The organism is Pseudomonas sp. GG8 (assembly GCF_052976945.1).
Window position 1 is genome coordinate 5517950 of the sequence record NZ_JBRIIP010000001.1, and the last position, 14924, is coordinate 5532873.

Annotated in this window: 14 protein-coding genes; 6 read left to right on the top strand and 8 right to left on the bottom strand. The window is 59.2% G+C overall.

What is annotated here, in order from left to right; translation table 11 throughout:
• Positions 1-17 precede the first annotated feature (17 nt).
• From ACVBEG_RS26010 to ACVBEG_RS26025, 4 genes are all read right to left on the bottom strand, one after another.
• The gene (locus ACVBEG_RS26010; RefSeq protein WP_447108413.1) at positions 18-431 is read right to left on the bottom strand and encodes a DUF1090 domain-containing protein; all 414 of its coding nucleotides are present in this window, start codon (positions 429-431) and stop codon (positions 18-20) included.
• A gap of 71 nt (positions 432-502) precedes the next feature.
• Positions 503-2185, bottom strand: a complete 1683-nt coding sequence (gene ligB / locus ACVBEG_RS26015) for an NAD-dependent DNA ligase LigB (protein WP_322176837.1) — start codon at positions 2183-2185, stop codon at positions 503-505.
• A gap of 180 nt (positions 2186-2365) precedes the next feature.
• Positions 2366-3556: a methionine adenosyltransferase gene (gene metK / locus ACVBEG_RS26020; RefSeq protein WP_219064016.1), complete on the bottom strand. Its 1191-nt coding sequence runs from the start codon at positions 3554-3556 to the stop codon at positions 2366-2368.
• Between the two features lie 19 nt (positions 3557-3575).
• The gene (locus tag ACVBEG_RS26025; RefSeq protein WP_322176836.1) at positions 3576-4571 is read right to left on the bottom strand and encodes an ArsR/SmtB family transcription factor; all 996 of its coding nucleotides are present in this window, start codon (positions 4569-4571) and stop codon (positions 3576-3578) included.
• A gap of 278 nt (positions 4572-4849) precedes the next feature.
• Between ACVBEG_RS26025 and tkt the strand changes: the two genes are divergently transcribed.
• From tkt to fba, 6 genes are all read left to right on the top strand, one after another.
• Positions 4850-6847 carry a transketolase gene (tkt, locus tag ACVBEG_RS26030; protein ID WP_322218401.1) on the top strand — a complete coding sequence of 666 codons (1998 nt, stop codon included), beginning with the start codon at positions 4850-4852 and terminating at the stop codon, positions 6845-6847.
• Positions 6848-6996: 149 nt separating this feature from the next.
• Positions 6997-8046, top strand: coding sequence for an erythrose-4-phosphate dehydrogenase (epd, locus tag ACVBEG_RS26035; RefSeq protein ID WP_322176834.1), 1050 nt, complete (start codon positions 6997-6999; stop codon positions 8044-8046).
• 15 nt (positions 8047-8061) lie between these two features.
• Positions 8062-9225 carry a phosphoglycerate kinase gene (locus ACVBEG_RS26040; RefSeq protein WP_447108414.1) on the top strand — a complete coding sequence of 388 codons (1164 nt, stop codon included), beginning with the start codon at positions 8062-8064 and terminating at the stop codon, positions 9223-9225.
• 28 nt (positions 9226-9253) lie between these two features.
• Positions 9254-9478 carry a hypothetical protein gene (locus ACVBEG_RS26045; RefSeq protein WP_322176832.1) on the top strand — a complete coding sequence of 75 codons (225 nt, stop codon included), beginning with the start codon at positions 9254-9256 and terminating at the stop codon, positions 9476-9478.
• Between the two features lie 109 nt (positions 9479-9587).
• Positions 9588-9911: an MliC family protein gene (locus ACVBEG_RS26050; RefSeq protein WP_219064022.1), complete on the top strand. Its 324-nt coding sequence runs from the start codon at positions 9588-9590 to the stop codon at positions 9909-9911.
• A gap of 131 nt (positions 9912-10042) precedes the next feature.
• A complete protein-coding gene (gene fba / locus ACVBEG_RS26055; RefSeq protein WP_219064023.1) occupies positions 10043-11107 on the top strand; it encodes a class II fructose-bisphosphate aldolase in 1065 nt (354 codons plus the stop codon).
• A 73-nt stretch (positions 11108-11180) separates the two neighbouring features.
• Here fba and ACVBEG_RS26060 read toward each other — a convergent pair whose 3' ends face one another.
• The 4 genes from ACVBEG_RS26060 to ACVBEG_RS26075 all read right to left on the bottom strand — a co-directional run bounded on the left by ACVBEG_RS26060 (position 11181) and on the right by ACVBEG_RS26075 (position 14895).
• Entirely contained in the window at positions 11181-12341 is a 1161-nt protein-coding gene (locus ACVBEG_RS26060) for a gamma-butyrobetaine dioxygenase (RefSeq protein WP_322182913.1), read from the bottom strand.
• A 40-nt stretch (positions 12342-12381) separates the two neighbouring features.
• Positions 12382-12852 carry a thioesterase family protein gene (locus tag ACVBEG_RS26065; protein WP_322182673.1) on the bottom strand — a complete coding sequence of 157 codons (471 nt, stop codon included), beginning with the start codon at positions 12850-12852 and terminating at the stop codon, positions 12382-12384.
• Between the two features lie 48 nt (positions 12853-12900).
• Complete coding sequence (locus ACVBEG_RS26070) at positions 12901-13866, bottom strand: L-carnitine dehydrogenase (protein WP_322182671.1); 966 nt, start codon at positions 13864-13866, stop codon at positions 12901-12903.
• A 141-nt stretch (positions 13867-14007) separates the two neighbouring features.
• Positions 14008-14895 carry a 3-keto-5-aminohexanoate cleavage protein gene (locus tag ACVBEG_RS26075; protein WP_447108415.1) on the bottom strand — a complete coding sequence of 296 codons (888 nt, stop codon included), beginning with the start codon at positions 14893-14895 and terminating at the stop codon, positions 14008-14010.
• Positions 14896-14924: the final 29 nt, after the last annotated feature.

A 14924-nucleotide genomic window follows, 5' to 3' on the forward strand; every position in this document is an offset into this window, starting at 1 on the left:
CACTGCTTTGCGGTGTATCAATCATAGTTCGGCTCGACCTTCTCCAGCTCCACTTGAGCGTCATGCAGTTCTTTACGCGACTCGGCGAGTTTGTCTTTGCGCGTGTTGATCTTGTCCGGGTCGCCTTTGCTCATCGCTTTGGTCAGGTCTGACTGGCGCCGGCTGACGTCGCGTTTGGCCTCCAGCACTTTCTGTTCAAGTTGCTTGAGCAAGGAGGCGTCGGCGCAGGTGGTCGATACCTCACTCAAGGCATTTTCCAGCCCGGCTTGCTGGTCGCTGTTGCCGTTGGCCTTGGCGAGTTCGATCCGGGCGCTGATGTCCTGGCTCTTGGCCGCGCAGCCCGTCAGTTGGGGGGCTTCCTCGGCGGCGAACAGCGGTGCTGCCAGCAGGCTGCATGCCGTGAACAGGGTCAGCGGTGACAAGCACTTCATGGGGGCTCCCTTGAAAATAGTGACGCGATAAGCGAACGAAGACTCGCCTGTCCCTGAAAAATGATATTGACCTAAAAACCTTCTATCCCTTGCACCCGCAATTGCTCACTCAATGCCTGTACCTGCGGATTTTGAAAAAACGCATTGAGCTGTGCGGCCCTTCCTGGACCGATTCCCGGCTCGCTTATCCACTGTTCGACACTCTTGGCCGCCAGTTCACTCCACTGGCTACCGAGGTCAACGCCAGCGGTCGGCGGTAACCCGAGCGCTTTCACCCAGCGATGAAACGGTTGCTGTCGAGCCTGTTGAAAACTGCCAAGCAGTTTAGCGCTGCTGCGCTCGGCGAGGCCGGCAATGTTAGCAAGCTGCACGGCATCAAGGGTCATCCAATCGAGCAGGCCGTTAATCTTTCCGGCCCTGAGCAACGCATCCCACGTGCCAGGTCCCACTCCGGGCATTGCCAGCCCTTGCTTGCCGCCGAGCCAAACCAGGCGCGCCTGAAACTGGCTTTCGCATCCCGGGCTCGGCTGCCAGCAACTGAGGGCGTGGTAGTCGCTCGCCTGCGGCACGTTGAACTCAGCCCGTTCAACGCTGCGTGACACCACGCTGTCCAGGCGTGGGATGGTCAATCCTGCCAGACTGATTGCGATCTGGTCGCCGGGGCGGATGTCCATTTTTTGCCAGCGTACCAGGGACCCGACATTGATCCGCTTGACGTTCCGATCATCCAGACGCACCGGGTCCACGTCCAGAACCGGCGTGATTCGGCCGCTGCGCCCGATGTTGAAGTTGACCTTGCGCACGTTCGCGATCACTTGGGCGTAGGGGTATTTCCAGGCTGCGATCCAGTAGGGCGCCTTGGCTTGCCAACGTTGTGCAGAGGGTCGCTGGCTCTGGCGCATGACCACTCCATCGGTGGCGAAGGGCAGCGCATTGCGGTACCAGTGCTCGCGCCATTGCTGCGCTTGAGCGAAGTTTTGCAGGGGCTTGCTATAGAGCGCACTGTCGGTGAACCCCATGGCACTCAATCCGTCGAGGCGTTCGGTCAGGTGCTCCGGCCCGCTTGGCCAGTCCCAGACGAACAGGCCTACATTTGCCGCCTCGTCCGGGGTAATGGTCTTGCGTGCCAGCAACCCGGCGACCTTGCTGCGCGCGTTCAGGCTGCCGCCGTCGGCTTGCACGTGGTCTGCCAGCCGCCAGTACAACTCGCCTTGCAGCACCAGACTTTCCCGCCAGGGCAGGTGCTGCGCGATGGCGGGTAACTGGCGTGCGTTGTGGGTCCAGTCCTGTCCTGTGAGCCCATCGCCTCGGCTAATGACCTGCTTCAACTGGCCGCTTTCATACACCAGCGTGACCGCGACTCCGTCGACCTTGGGCTGAATCCACACGTCCTCACGGTCCTTGAGCCAGGCTTGGACTGCGCGTTCGTTGCGCAGTTTGCTCAGCCCGGTATGGGGTATGGGATGAACGAGCGGACCGGCCGCTGTTTTCAGCGGATTGTCGTCAGGCGCCTTCTGAGCAAAGCACCCACGCCACAGCGACAGGCGTGCGCGAGACTGGTCATAAAGCTCATCCGCGATCAGAGAAACTCCCTGGCGGTGATAGCTGTCATCCCATTGGGCAATGTGTTGTTGCAGAGCAACTATTTCGGTGCGGACCTTGGCGGGCGGCCAGTCGGGGCAGGTGTCGGCGTTGACGGTTAACGAGGCGAGCGCGAAAACAGCACTGGTCAATACACGCAGAACGGGCAGCATCGAAGCATCCTTGCTTGGGGTTTGCTTATGAGGCTAGTTGCTAGGTTGGGGGGGAAGAGCATTGACTGGTTACCGGATTTTGCAGTGCCCGCGATGGCGGAGGGATTTCCAGCGGACACAAAAAAGCCCCCGCCGACCAACGTCGACGGGGGCTGTTTTTAACTTGAAACGCTGGCGCTATTACAAACCGGCAGCGATGCGCAGGGCGTCGGCGCGGTCGGTGCGTTCCCAGGTGAAGGCGGTGAAGGTGTCATCGCCAACAGTCATTTCTACTGGCGTACGACCGAAGTGGCCGTAGGCAGCAGTGGCCTGGTACATCGGGTGCAGCAGGTCGAGCATGGTGGTGATTGCGTAAGGGCGCAGGTCGAAGTGTTCACGCACCAGGGCGATAATCTTCGAGTCTGGCAACTTGCCGGTGCCGAACGTGTTCAACGAAATCGAGGTCGGTTGTGCAACGCCGATGGCGTAGGACACCTGGATCTCGCAACGCTCAGCCAAGCCTGCGGCGACGATGTTCTTCGCCACATAACGACCCGCGTACGCTGCGGAACGGTCAACCTTAGATGGATCCTTGCCGGAGAACGCGCCACCGCCGTGACGGGCCATGCCGCCGTAGGTGTCGACGATGATCTTGCGACCGGTCAGGCCGCAGTCGCCCACGGGGCCACCGATAATGAAGTTGCCGGTAGGGTTGATGTGGAACTGAGTGTCTTTGTGCAGCAGCTCGGCTGGTAGCACGTGTTTGACGATCAGCTCCATCACGCCTTCGCGCAGGTCTTTGTAGGACACTTCAGGATTGTGCTGGGTGGAGAGCACGATCGCGTCGATGCCCACGACCTTGCCGTGTTCATAACGGCAAGTAACCTGGGATTTGGCATCCGGGCGCAGCCATGGCAGCAGGCCGGATTTGCGGGCTTCGGCCTGACGCTTTACCAGTGCGTGGGAGAAGGTGATCGGCGCAGGCATCAGCACGTCGGTTTCGTTGCTGGCGTAGCCGAACATCAGGCCCTGATCGCCAGCGCCCTGATCTTCAGGCTTGCTGCGGTCAACGCCTTGGGCGATGTCCACCGACTGCTTGCCGATGATGTTCATCACGCCGCACGTCGCGCCGTCAAAGCCGACGTCGGAGCTGTTGTAGCCGATATCGAGAATAACGTTACGGACGATGTCTTCCAGGTCGACCCAGGCCGACGTGGTCACTTCACCCGCGATGATCGCTACGCCGGTTTTGACCAGCGTTTCGCAGGCGACGCGGGCAAACTTGTCTTCGGCAATAATGGCGTCCAGAACCGCATCGGAAATCTGGTCGGCGATTTTGTCCGGATGTCCTTCGGACACGGATTCGGAGGTGAAAAGTGAGTATTCGCTCATATCGACGGGTTTCCTGAATTTACCGATGGTGAGTGTTGCCAGCCGGTCGCTGAAAGTGGCGAACCTGGATCTGGAAACCATTACGTAGCCCTATATAGAGGCTTTCCCCGGGAACGAGTCCCGCAGCAGTGGCCCAACGGGCCAGATCATCCTGTTCAAAACCCAACCAGAGATCGCCGCAGGCCTCCTTGGCCCAACTCTGGTCGTGGCTACACAACTCTGTCACCAACAGACTACCGCCTGGTTGCACCAGGTGAGCCAGCTGTTTAAGTGCTTCGGCCGGTGCAGCAAAATGATGAAGCACCATATTCAATACGACGCAGTCGGCGCGCACAGTGGCGTTGACCAAGGCGTCAGCCAGTTGCAGCTCGACATTGCCCAGCGCTTCGCGCTCGCAGACCTGGCGGGCCAGTTCCAGCATCGCCGGGCTGTTGTCCAGCGCGGTGACGTGGCGAAAGCGCCGCGCCAGTTCCGGTAGAAAACCACCATCGCCTGGGCCGACTTCCACCGCAGTGGCGTCGCGGCTGAAACTCAGCGTGTCCAGAAGTGATAGCAGGCTCTCGCGATATTGCGCCAGACCCGCGATCAAATCCTGCTGGGCACGAAATTTTTCCGCGACCCGCGCGAAGAAGTCCTGACTGGCGGTCGCCCGTTGCCGGTGCACCAGACCAATGCGCGCCTGGACATCGCCGGGCAAGGCCAGGTTATCGACTTCGTCGAGCAGTGCCGCGTGCAGCCTGCCGCCCGGTTGTTCGGTATGGGGCAGGGCGCGACGGTAAAAAATCGCATTGCCTTCGCGGCGCGTCGCTACCAGCTCGGCCTGAGACAGCACCTTTAAATGGTGGCTCATGCCGGATTGACCGATGGCGAAAATCTGCGCCAGTTCCAGGACCCCGAACGAATCGTTGGCCAGCGCGCGCAGCACATTGAGTCGCAGCGGATCGCCTCCGGCTTTGCACAAGGCAGCCAGATCGTCGCTGTCATCATGGCGGATTGCAGGCACGCGAAGGTTCATAGGGCTGGCAGTCTAGAGAGCGATTGTTCGTCTCGCAAGACCAATATCAAAAAGTTTTGATATTGGTCGATGGGTGGTGTCCGTCATGCGCATTCGGCACCGAGTGAACGCGCCAGACAGGTTTGTGTCTGAGGAATATCCGGTTTGGCCGTGTAATAACGAGGACAGCGCAGGAAAAAGGCCTTCCAACGACTATCTGTCATTGCCCCGAAGCAATGCCTGAGGGAAAATGCTCACCTTTTTTCCGATCCCATCCTTTCAGTTCCAGGAGATCAGCGATGCCCAGCCGTCGTGAGCGTGCCAACGCCATTCGTGCCCTCAGCATGGATGCCGTGCAAAAAGCCAACAGCGGCCATCCCGGTGCCCCTATGGGCATGGCGGATATCGCCGAGGTGCTTTGGCGTGATTACCTCAAACACAACCCGAGCAATCCATCGTTCGCCGACCGTGACCGCTTCATCATGTCCAACGGCCACGGCTCGATGCTGGTTTACTCGCTGCTGCACCTGACCGGTTACGACCTGTCCATCGACGACCTGAAAAATTTCCGTCAGTTGCACAGCCGTACGCCGGGTCACCCTGAATATGGCTACACCCCTGGCGTCGAGACAACCACCGGTCCTTTGGGGCAGGGCTTGGCCAATGCCGTCGGTTTTGCCATCGCTGAAAAAGTGCTGGCCGAGCAGTTCAACCGTCCGGGCCACAATATCGTCGATCACCACACCTACGTGTTCCTGGGTGATGGCTGCATGATGGAAGGCATTTCCCACGAAGTCGGCTCGCTGGCCGGTACCTTGGGTCTGGGCAAACTGATCGCGTTCTACGATGACAACGGCATTTCCATCGATGGCGAAGTCGAAGGCTGGTTCACCGACGATACGCCGAAGCGTTTCGAAGCCTACAACTGGCAAGTGATCCGTAATGTCGACGGCCACGATGCCGAAGAAATCAAGATCGCCATCGAAACAGCACGTAAAAGCGCGCAACCCACGCTGATCTGCTGCAAGACCACCATTGGTTTCGGCTCGCCAAACAAGCAAGGCAAGGAAGACTGCCACGGCGCTCCACTGGGCGACGCGGAAATTGCGCTGACCCGTGCCGCGCTGAAATGGAATTACGGCCCTTTTGAAATTCCGGCGGATATCTACGCCGAGTGGGACGCCAAGGAAGCGGGTCTTGCTGTAGAAGCCGAGTGGGATCAACGTTTTGCTGCCTACTCCGCCGAACACCCGGAACTGGCCAACGAATTGATCCGTCGCATGAGTGGCGAGCTGCCGGCTGATTTTGCCGAAAAGGCCGATGCCTACATCGCCGAAGTCGATGCCAAGGGCGAAACCATCGCCAGCCGTAAAGCCAGCCAGAACGCATTGAATGCCTTCGGTCCGCTGCTGCCTGAGTTCCTTGGCGGTTCGGCTGACCTGGCAGGCTCCAACCTGACTATCTGGAAAGGCTGCAAGAGCCTCACGGCTGAAGATTTCAGCGGTAACTACCTGCATTACGGCGTTCGCGAATTCGGCATGAGCGCGATCATGAACGGTATCGCCCTGCATGGCGGTTTCGTACCGTACGGCGCGACCTTCCTGATTTTCATGGAATACGCGCGCAACGCAGTGCGCATGGCTTCGCTGATGAAAAAACGCGTGCTGTTCGTCTACACCCACGACTCCATCGGTCTGGGCGAAGACGGTCCGACGCACCAGCCGATCGAGCAACTGGCCAGCCTGCGTGGCACGCCGAACCTCGATACTTGGCGCCCGGCAGATGCTGTGGAGTCGGCAGTGGCCTGGAAATACGCGATTGAGCGTAACGACGGTCCATCGGCCCTGGTGTTCTCTCGTCAGAACCTGACTCACCAATCCCGCAATGCCATTCAAGTGGCGGAAATCGCCCGTGGCGGTTACGTGCTGCGCGACTGTGTGGGTGAGCCTGAGCTGATCCTGATCTCCACCGGTTCCGAAGTGGGCCTGGCGGTACTGGCTTACGAGAAACTGACTGCACAAGGCCGTAACGTGCGCGTGGTTTCCATGCCGTGCACCAGCGTCTTCGATGCCCAGGATGCGATGTACAAGCAAACGGTTCTGCCGTTGCAAGTCAGCGCGCGTATCGCCATCGAAGCCGCTCACGCGGACTACTGGTACAAATACGTTGGTCTGGAAGGTCGGGTCATCGGCATGACCACCTTCGGCGAGTCGGCACCTGCGCCGGCCTTGTTCGAAGAGTTCGGTTTCACCCTGGAAAACATCCTGGGTACGGCTGAAGAGCTGCTTGAAGACTAAGCAGTAATGCGTTCCCCTTGTAGGAGCGCGCTTGCCCGCGATTGGCTGCGCAGCAGTCACACGATGTTGTCTTGCATCGGAAGGCCGTTCCGGCCTTATCGCGGGCAAGCGCGCTCCTACAGGTTTTAACACCTGCCAGCGAGAACCCCATGCCTCAGCCACGCCTGTATAAAGTTGCTCTCAACGGCTACGGCCGTATCGGTCGTTGCGTCTTGCGCGCGCTGTGTGAGCGAGGGGCGAAAGCCGGGTTTGAAGTGGTTGCATTGAACGATCTGGCAGACATAGCCAGTCTCGAATACCTCACGCGCTTTGACTCAACCCACGGTCGCTTTCCTGGCGAAGTGCGGGTCGAAGACGACTACTTGTACATCAACGAGCACGGCATCAAGGTGCTGCGCAGCGCAACCCCTGAAGGGATCGATTGGGCTGGGCTAGGCGTCGATCTGGTGCTTGAATGCTCGGGTGCTTACAACACACGGGAAGATGGCCAGCGCTTTCTCGACGCAGGCGCCCCCCGCGTGTTGTTCTCGCAACCGATGGCCAGCGAAGCGGATGTTGATGCCACCATCGTGTATGGCATCAATCAGGACAAACTGACGGGCACCGAATTGCTGGTGTCCAATGCTTCCTGCACCACTAATTGCAGTGTGCCGCTGTTGCGTTTGCTCGATCAGGCCATCGGCCTGGAATACATTTCCATCACCACCATCCACTCGGCGATGAACGACCAACCGGTGATCGACGCCTATCATCACGAAGACCTGCGCCGTACGCGTTCGGCCTTTCAGTCGATTATTCCGGTGTCCACTGGTCTGGCGCGCGGCATCGAACGGCTTTTGCCGGAACTTGCCGGGCGAATTCAGGCCAAAGCAGTGCGTGTGCCAACGGTTAACGTCTCTTGCCTCGATATCACCCTGCAGACAGCGCGTGATACCGATGCCGCCGAGATCAACCGGATACTTCGCGACGCCGCCACCAGCGGCCCGCTCAAAGGGTTGTTGGCGTATACCGAACTGCCGCATGCCAGCTGTGATTTCAATCATGACCCTCATTCGGCGATTGTCGATGCCAGTCAGACACGCGTTTCCGGCCCACGGCTGGTGAACCTGCTGGCCTGGTTCGACAACGAATGGGGTTTTGCCAATCGAATGCTCGACGTCGCCGATCACTATCTGCGCGTTGCTCACACACAACAGTAAACCAGGGACAGCCTCATGACCGTGTTGAAGATGACCGACCTCGATCTGCAAGGTAAGCGTGTATTGATCCGTGAAGACCTTAACGTCCCGATCAAGGACGGTGTGGTAACCAGCGATGCGCGGATTCTTGCTTCGCTGCCGACCATCAAACTGGCGCTGGAAAAGGGCGCCGCCGTCATGGTCTGCTCGCATTTGGGCCGTCCGACCGAGGGCGAGTTCTCCGCTGAAAACAGCCTCAAACCCGTTGCCGACTACCTGAGCAAGGCGTTGGGTCGTGACGTACCGCTGATTGCCGACTACCTGAACGGTGTCGAGATCAAGGCGGGCGACATCGTGCTATTCGAGAACGTGCGCTTCAATAAGGGCGAGAAGAAAAACACCGACGAGCTGGCGCAAAAATACGCTGCCCTGTGCGATGTATTCGTGATGGACGCTTTCGGTACAGCTCACCGCGCCGAGGGCTCGACCCACGGCGTCAGCAAGTTCGCCAAAGTCGCGTGTGCCGGCCCGTTGCTGGCTGCCGAGCTGGATGCATTGGGCAAAGCCCTTGGCGCTCCGGCCCAGCCAATGGCGGCTATCGTCGCGGGCTCCAAGGTCTCCACTAAACTGGATGTGCTTAACAGCCTGAGCCAGATCTGCAACCAGTTGATCGTCGGTGGCGGCATCGCCAACACCTTCCTCGCAGCGGCCGGGCACAATGTCGGCAAATCGCTGTACGAGCCTGATCTGCTGGACACCGCCCGCGCCATCGCCGCCAAAGTCAGCGTGCCGCTGCCGGTGGATGTGGTAGTGGCCAAGGAATTCGCCGAAAACGCTGTAGCGACGGTCAAACTGATCGCTGACGTGGCTGACGACGACATGATTCTGGATATCGGTCCGCAAACTGCAGGGCACTTCGCCGACTTGTTGAAATCGTCGAAGACTATCCTGTGGAACGGTCCGGTTGGCGTGTTCGAGTTCGATCAATTCGGCGAAGGCACCAAGACGTTGGCCAAGGCTATTGCGGCTAGCGATGCATTTTCCATTGCGGGCGGTGGCGATACGCTGGCGGCCATCGATAAATATGGCGTAGCGGATAAAATCTCCTACATTTCTACCGGTGGCGGCGCTTTCCTTGAGTTCGTCGAAGGCAAAGTCCTGCCCGCGGTTGAAGTATTGGAGCAGCGGGCCAAGGCCTGAGCGTCCGGTGTGGGTGAAGGGGATTTACATGGTCAAGCGGTTACCACTGTTTGTCATTGCCGGTCTGATGGCCGGGTGTGCCAGTGAGCCCGGCGCTGAAGACGCAAAAGCCGCGCCCAAGGCACCTCGGGCAAGCTGTTACGAAGCTGACTGGCAGGCGGAAACCGTGCCGATCATCTATAAGCGCGGCGGCCCGGATGTACTGGACAAGTATGAGGTCATGCCTGCTGAGGTAAAGGCAGGCTGTCCTTGAGGCTTGGGGTGCGATTGAGCCTACGATGATGCAATCAGGAACAAAACCGCCCCTGATCGACCGAAGTGATTGGCACTTGCCGAGCTTCATGGGGTGGCCAGGAGAAGTAATGAAAGGCTTAATCGCCCTTGCGACATTTGCAGTGCTGGGCGGATGCGCCAGTATGAATGCACCGGAACAACAGAGCGCGTGGACCCGTTGGGTGTGTGACAGTCAGGCCGAAGTGCTATGGCATTTCACCGACAGTACCAAGACTCAAGTCGATGTTCGCCTGGGTGGCAAAGATCAGGTCTATCGTTTGAAGCCTGAGCCTGGCGCTTCCGGGGAGTTGTACAGCGACGGTGTCTTGGCGTTTCACATAAAGGGTGAGGAAGGCCTGGTGTACTGGGTCGCCACCAATGATTTGATCGGTCGCGCTTGCAAGGCTCCCTAGTTCGGCGCTGAGTATGTTTGCGACTGCCTGTTGAGCGCGCTCGGCCATTGTCCGATGCGCAAAATTTGAATAGCAGCCGCCGTTAAGGCAGGCTTGCACGATTAACGACCCAACCGGGAGAGAAACCTAAAATGGCACTTATCAGCATGCGCCAGATGTTGGACCACGCAGCCGAGTTCGGCTACGGCGTCCCAGCTTTCAACGTCAACAACCTGGAACAGATGCGCGCCATTATGGAAGCGGCCGACAAGACCGATTCCCCGGTGATCGTTCAGGCTTCGGCCGGCGCCCGCAAATACGCCGGTGCTCCGTTCCTGCGTCACTTGATCCTCGCCGCCATCGAAGAATTCCCGCACATCCCGGTGGTCATGCACCAGGATCACGGCACCAGCCCTGATATCTGCCAGCGCTCGATCCAGTTGGGTTTCAGCTCGGTCATGATGGATGGCTCCCTTGCCGAAGACGGCAAGACCCCGACTGATTACGAGTACAACGTACGCGTAACTCAGCAAACCGTGGCCATGGCGCATGCCTGCGGCGTATCGGTCGAAGGCGAGTTGGGTTGCCTGGGTTCCCTGGAAACCGGTATGGCTGGCGAAGAAGACGGCGTGGGTGCAGAAGGCGTGCTTGATCACAGCCAACTGTTGACCGACCCGGAAGAAGCCGCTGACTTCGTCAAAAGGACTCAGGTCGATGCCCTGGCTATCGCCATCGGTACCAGCCACGGCGCGTACAAGTTCACCAAGCCGCCTACCGGCGACACCTTGGCGATTGAACGCATCAAAGAAATCCACAAGCGCATCCCCAACACCCACTTGGTGATGCACGGTTCGTCTTCGGTCCCGCAAGAATGGTTGAAAATCATCAACCAATACGGCGGCGACATTAAAGAGACCTACGGTGTACCCGTCGAAGAAATCGTCGAAGGCATCAAGTACGGCGTGCGCAAGGTCAACATCGACACCGACCTGCGTCTGGCGTCCACCGGTGCGATGCGTCGCCTGATGGCCACCAACCCGAGCGAATTTGACCCACGTAAATTCTTCGGCGAAACCATCGTTGCCATGCGTGACATCTGCATCGCGCGTTACGAAGCGTTCGGTACTGCTGGTCAGGCATCGAAGATCAAGCCGATGTCGCTGGAAAAAATGTACCTGCGTTATGCCAAAGGCGAGTTGAACGCCAAGGTCAACTGAGTTTGAGTTGATTGAAAAACCCGCAGCGATGCGGGTTTTTTTATACCTCAAGTTACCTGTAGCAGCGCTGCATCTACCGTTGCAATACCCGAATGCGCGACAGCAGTTCATCGCGGTCTATGTAGCAACCCTGGAAGTGCCGCGCCCCGGTTGCCGGGTCGAACGCATTACGGGCGTGAAGGGTGCGGCGATTGTCGAAGCACCACATGTCGCCGGGGCTCAGCCGCGCACTCACTCGAAAGCGCGCTTCGCGGGTCATGGCGATAAAGCGTCGATAGGCCCGATACAGTGCGGGCATCTGCTCTGCAGGCGCATCGAACGGGCCGCGCAGGAAGTTTGCCATGCGGATTTCACGGACCTGGCCCAAGGTGTCCAATGCAATGATCGGCGCGAGGCACCGGTAGTCGCTGTGGCGATCCTTGTTGCGAAACTCCAGCGGAATCTCGCACAGGCTGCGAAACGCTTCCGGGTCTTCATGGCGCAGGGCATTGGCAATCGCGAAGCCGTCGACGAACACACTTTCGCCGCCCACCGCGTCATTCACCAGACAATGCAGAAATTGCAACCCCGGTTGCAGCTCGCGGGTTGGTAGGTCGCTGTGTAACGGTAGGTTGAAGGCGGTGTAGGCGTTGCTGTCGGCATCGGCTTTTGATTGCACATTGAACAGCACGCCGAAATTACTCTCGCGGATAAACGAAATCCGCTTGGCGATTTGCGCCAATGAGCCAGGTTCCGTGGGCACGCCGCGCACCTGCGTCAGGCCGATATCACGCAGCGCCAGCAGCCACTGAAGCAGCGCCTTCGGGTCCTCCATGATCGCGTGATATTCGAACACCGGCAGTTGCAGGTTGGCGGTCCACAGTTGGCTTTTCGGTGTGGCCTCGAACCGCTCGGCGCGCGACGCCTCGTCGTAAGCATGGGCACGCAGCCAGCCAGGATCGAAGCGGCTTTGATGGCCGTCTTGCCATTCCACCCACAGGCAACCCTGGGCGTCGATCAGACTGGTGTTGGGCACCAGGTCTTCAGCGACATCGACGATTTCCAGCACCTGCTCACGGGTCACGTTGTACACGCATTCAGGGCACGGGCAGTTATCCCGCAGCCATTGATGATGAAAGGGGCTGAGCCGCCCATCGGCCCATTGCACGTGCAACCTGTCCGCCAAGGGTTGTACGGCGGTCAACGCGCTGATCAACGGGTAATTGCGAAAGTCGGCGACGGCGGGAGTGTTAATGGCGATCTCCTTTTCTATTGTCGTAGGTGGCGGCAGAGGGTCAGACGGGCAAACCAATCACGCGGCCGATGTAGGCGGGCCGCGGCAGGTCTTTTTGGGTTTCGACCAAGGCCAGCAGGGTGTTCAATACCGGCTCGCTGAACGGTGCCGAGCGTGGGCCCGCCAGGTCGACGTGCAACAGCATTTGTTCGTTGGCGGCCAAGAGTTCGTCGCTGCCGGGTTTGTGCAGGCTGTGGTAGAGGTGCACGCGTTTACGGTCGTGGCCGATGACTTGAGTGCGGACTTCGACCTCTTCACCCTGCTTCACTTCATGCAGATAATTGAGATGGCATTCGAGGGTGAACAACGAGTGACCGCTGGCTTCGCGGTTGTCGCTGTCCAGGCCCAAATGGTCCATGAAAGCGTCCGTGGCGTAGCTGAAAATCAGCAGATAGAACGCATCGCGCAGATGCCCGTTGTAATCGACCCAGTCGGCGAGGACTGGGGTTGTGTAGGTGGTGAGTGTTGGCATGGCAGTCTCATCAATTTTTATCTGGAATGAATTCCCTGTAGGAGCGGGCTACTCGCTAAACGCCATTCCATGCTTGGCTTTAGTGGTTTTCACCGCGTCAAGTACGGCCAGCAGGCAGTCATCGCGATAGCGTTCCAGGGCTGAAATACTGTGGCTGCCGAGCTGGTCGGTGGTGCCGTCGACCACATCGTCGATCAGCTTGTCGGTCAGTTCGGGGGCCGGCAAATAAGTCCACGGCAGTTGCAGCGCCGGGCCGAATTGCGCCATGAAGTGGCGCATGCCAGCATCGCCACCTGCCAGGGTGTAGGTGAGGAAGGTGCCCATGAACGACCAGCGCAGGCCTGCGCCAAAGCGGATCGCATCGTCGATTTCGCCGGTGGTGGCCACCCCGTCGTTGACCAGGTGCAAGGCCTCGCGCCACAGCGCTTCAAGCAGACGGTCGGCGATAAAGCCCGGCACTTCCTTACGCACATGCAGCGGCCGCATGCCCAGGGATTCATACACCTTGATCGCCGCTTGTACGGCCTCGGGGGCCGTGTGTTTGCCACCGACCACTTCAACCAGAGGCAGCAGGTAGACCGGGTTGAATGGGTGACCGACCACGCAGCGTTCTGGGTGGATGGCGCTTTCGTAAAATTCGCTGGGCAACAGACCCGAGGTGCTGGAGCCGATCAAGGCATTGGGCTTGGCTGCGGCGCTGATCTTGCTGTGCAGGTCCAGCTTCAGGTCGAGACGCTCGGGGGCGCTTTCTTGAATAAAGTCGGCGTCACGCACGCATTCTTCAATCGTCGCGACAAAGCGCAGGCGACTTTGCGACGCCCCAGGGGCTAGGCCCTGTTTTTCCAGGGCGGACCAGGCATTGGCCACGCGTTTGCGCAGGGCCTCCTCAGCGCCGGGCGCCGGGTCCCAGGCGATCACGTCCAGGCCGTGAGCCAGTGCGCGGGAAACCCAACCGCTGCCGATAACACCGCTACCGAGCGCAGCGAAGATTTTGATGTCAGTGATAAAAGTCATCGAAAATTCCTGAAAAAAGTCGCTTTTGTAGCTGGCTTGTCTGCGAATGCCAGACGACACGGTCTATCAGATACACCGCGCTGAATGGTCTTCGCAGCGGGACGCGTAGTGACAAGTCAGCTCCTACAGTTCGGGGTGTCGTTAGCCGCGTTTCTTGAGGCCCATCTTGACCCGGCCTTCAGCAGGGGTCAGAACCCGGGCGCCCAAGCGGATGAGGATTTCCGAGGCGCGTTCGACCAGTGCGCCATTGCTGGCCAGCACGCCGCGATCAAGCCAGATGTTGTCTTCCAGACCCACACGCACGTTGCCGCCGAGCAGCACGGCCTGGGCTGCCATCGGCATCTGCATGCGGCCGATACCAAAGGCTGCCCACACGGCGTTTTCCGGCAGGTTATCGACCATGGCTTTCATGGTTGTGGTGTCAGCAGGCGCGCCCCACGGGATGCCCATGCACAGCTGGAACAGTGGGTCGTCGAGCAGACCTTCCTTGATCATCTGCTTGGCGAACCACAGGTGACCGGTGTCGAAAATTTCCAGCTCGGCTTTCACGCCCAGCTCTTGAATGCGTTTGGCGCCAGCGCGCAGTTGGGCCGGGGTGGACACGTAGATGGTGTCGCCATCGCCAAAGTTCAGGGTGCCGCAATCGAGGGTGCAGATTTCCGGCAGCAGTGCTTCGACGTGTGCCAAGCGACTCAGCGGGCCGATCAGGTCGGTGTTCGGACCGAACTCCATCGGGTTCTCGCCTGCGCCAATCTCTAGGTCGCCACCCATGCCGGCGGTGAGGTTGACGATGATGTCGACGTCGGCTTCGCGAATGCGCTCCATCACTTCACGGTACAGGGCCACGTCGCGGCTGAACTTGCCGGTGTCAGGGTTGCGTACATGGCAATGGACCACGGTCGCCCCGGCTTTGGCGGCTTCAACGGCGGCGGCAGCGATTTGTTTGGGAGTGACCGGGACCAGATGGCTCTTCCCGGTAGTGTCGCCAGCACCGGTCAGTGCGCAGGTGATGATGACGTCATGGTTCATTTCAGGTTCCTTACAGGCGGTTTTTAGAG

Coding starts and splice junctions, on each gene's coding strand:
- ACVBEG_RS26010 (WP_447108413.1), bottom strand. CDS start 431: ATGAAGTGCTTGTCACCGCTGACCCTGTTCACGGCATGCAGCCTGCTG.
- ligB (WP_322176837.1), bottom strand. CDS start 2,185: ATGCTGCCCGTTCTGCGTGTATTGACCAGTGCTGTTTTCGCGCTCGCC.
- metK (WP_219064016.1), bottom strand. CDS start 3,556: ATGAGCGAATACTCACTTTTCACCTCCGAATCCGTGTCCGAAGGACAT.
- ACVBEG_RS26025 (WP_322176836.1), bottom strand. CDS start 4,571: ATGAACCTTCGCGTGCCTGCAATCCGCCATGATGACAGCGACGATCTG.
- tkt (WP_322218401.1), top strand. CDS start 4,850: ATGCCCAGCCGTCGTGAGCGTGCCAACGCCATTCGTGCCCTCAGCATG.
- epd (WP_322176834.1), top strand. CDS start 6,997: ATGCCTCAGCCACGCCTGTATAAAGTTGCTCTCAACGGCTACGGCCGT.
- ACVBEG_RS26040 (WP_447108414.1), top strand. CDS start 8,062: ATGACCGTGTTGAAGATGACCGACCTCGATCTGCAAGGTAAGCGTGTA.
- ACVBEG_RS26045 (WP_322176832.1), top strand. CDS start 9,254: ATGGTCAAGCGGTTACCACTGTTTGTCATTGCCGGTCTGATGGCCGGG.
- ACVBEG_RS26050 (WP_219064022.1), top strand. CDS start 9,588: ATGAAAGGCTTAATCGCCCTTGCGACATTTGCAGTGCTGGGCGGATGC.
- fba (WP_219064023.1), top strand. CDS start 10,043: ATGGCACTTATCAGCATGCGCCAGATGTTGGACCACGCAGCCGAGTTC.
- ACVBEG_RS26065 (WP_322182673.1), bottom strand. CDS start 12,852: ATGCCAACACTCACCACCTACACAACCCCAGTCCTCGCCGACTGGGTC.
- ACVBEG_RS26070 (WP_322182671.1), bottom strand. CDS start 13,866: ATGACTTTTATCACTGACATCAAAATCTTCGCTGCGCTCGGTAGCGGT.
- ACVBEG_RS26075 (WP_447108415.1), bottom strand. CDS start 14,895: ATGAACCATGACGTCATCATCACCTGCGCACTGACCGGTGCTGGCGAC.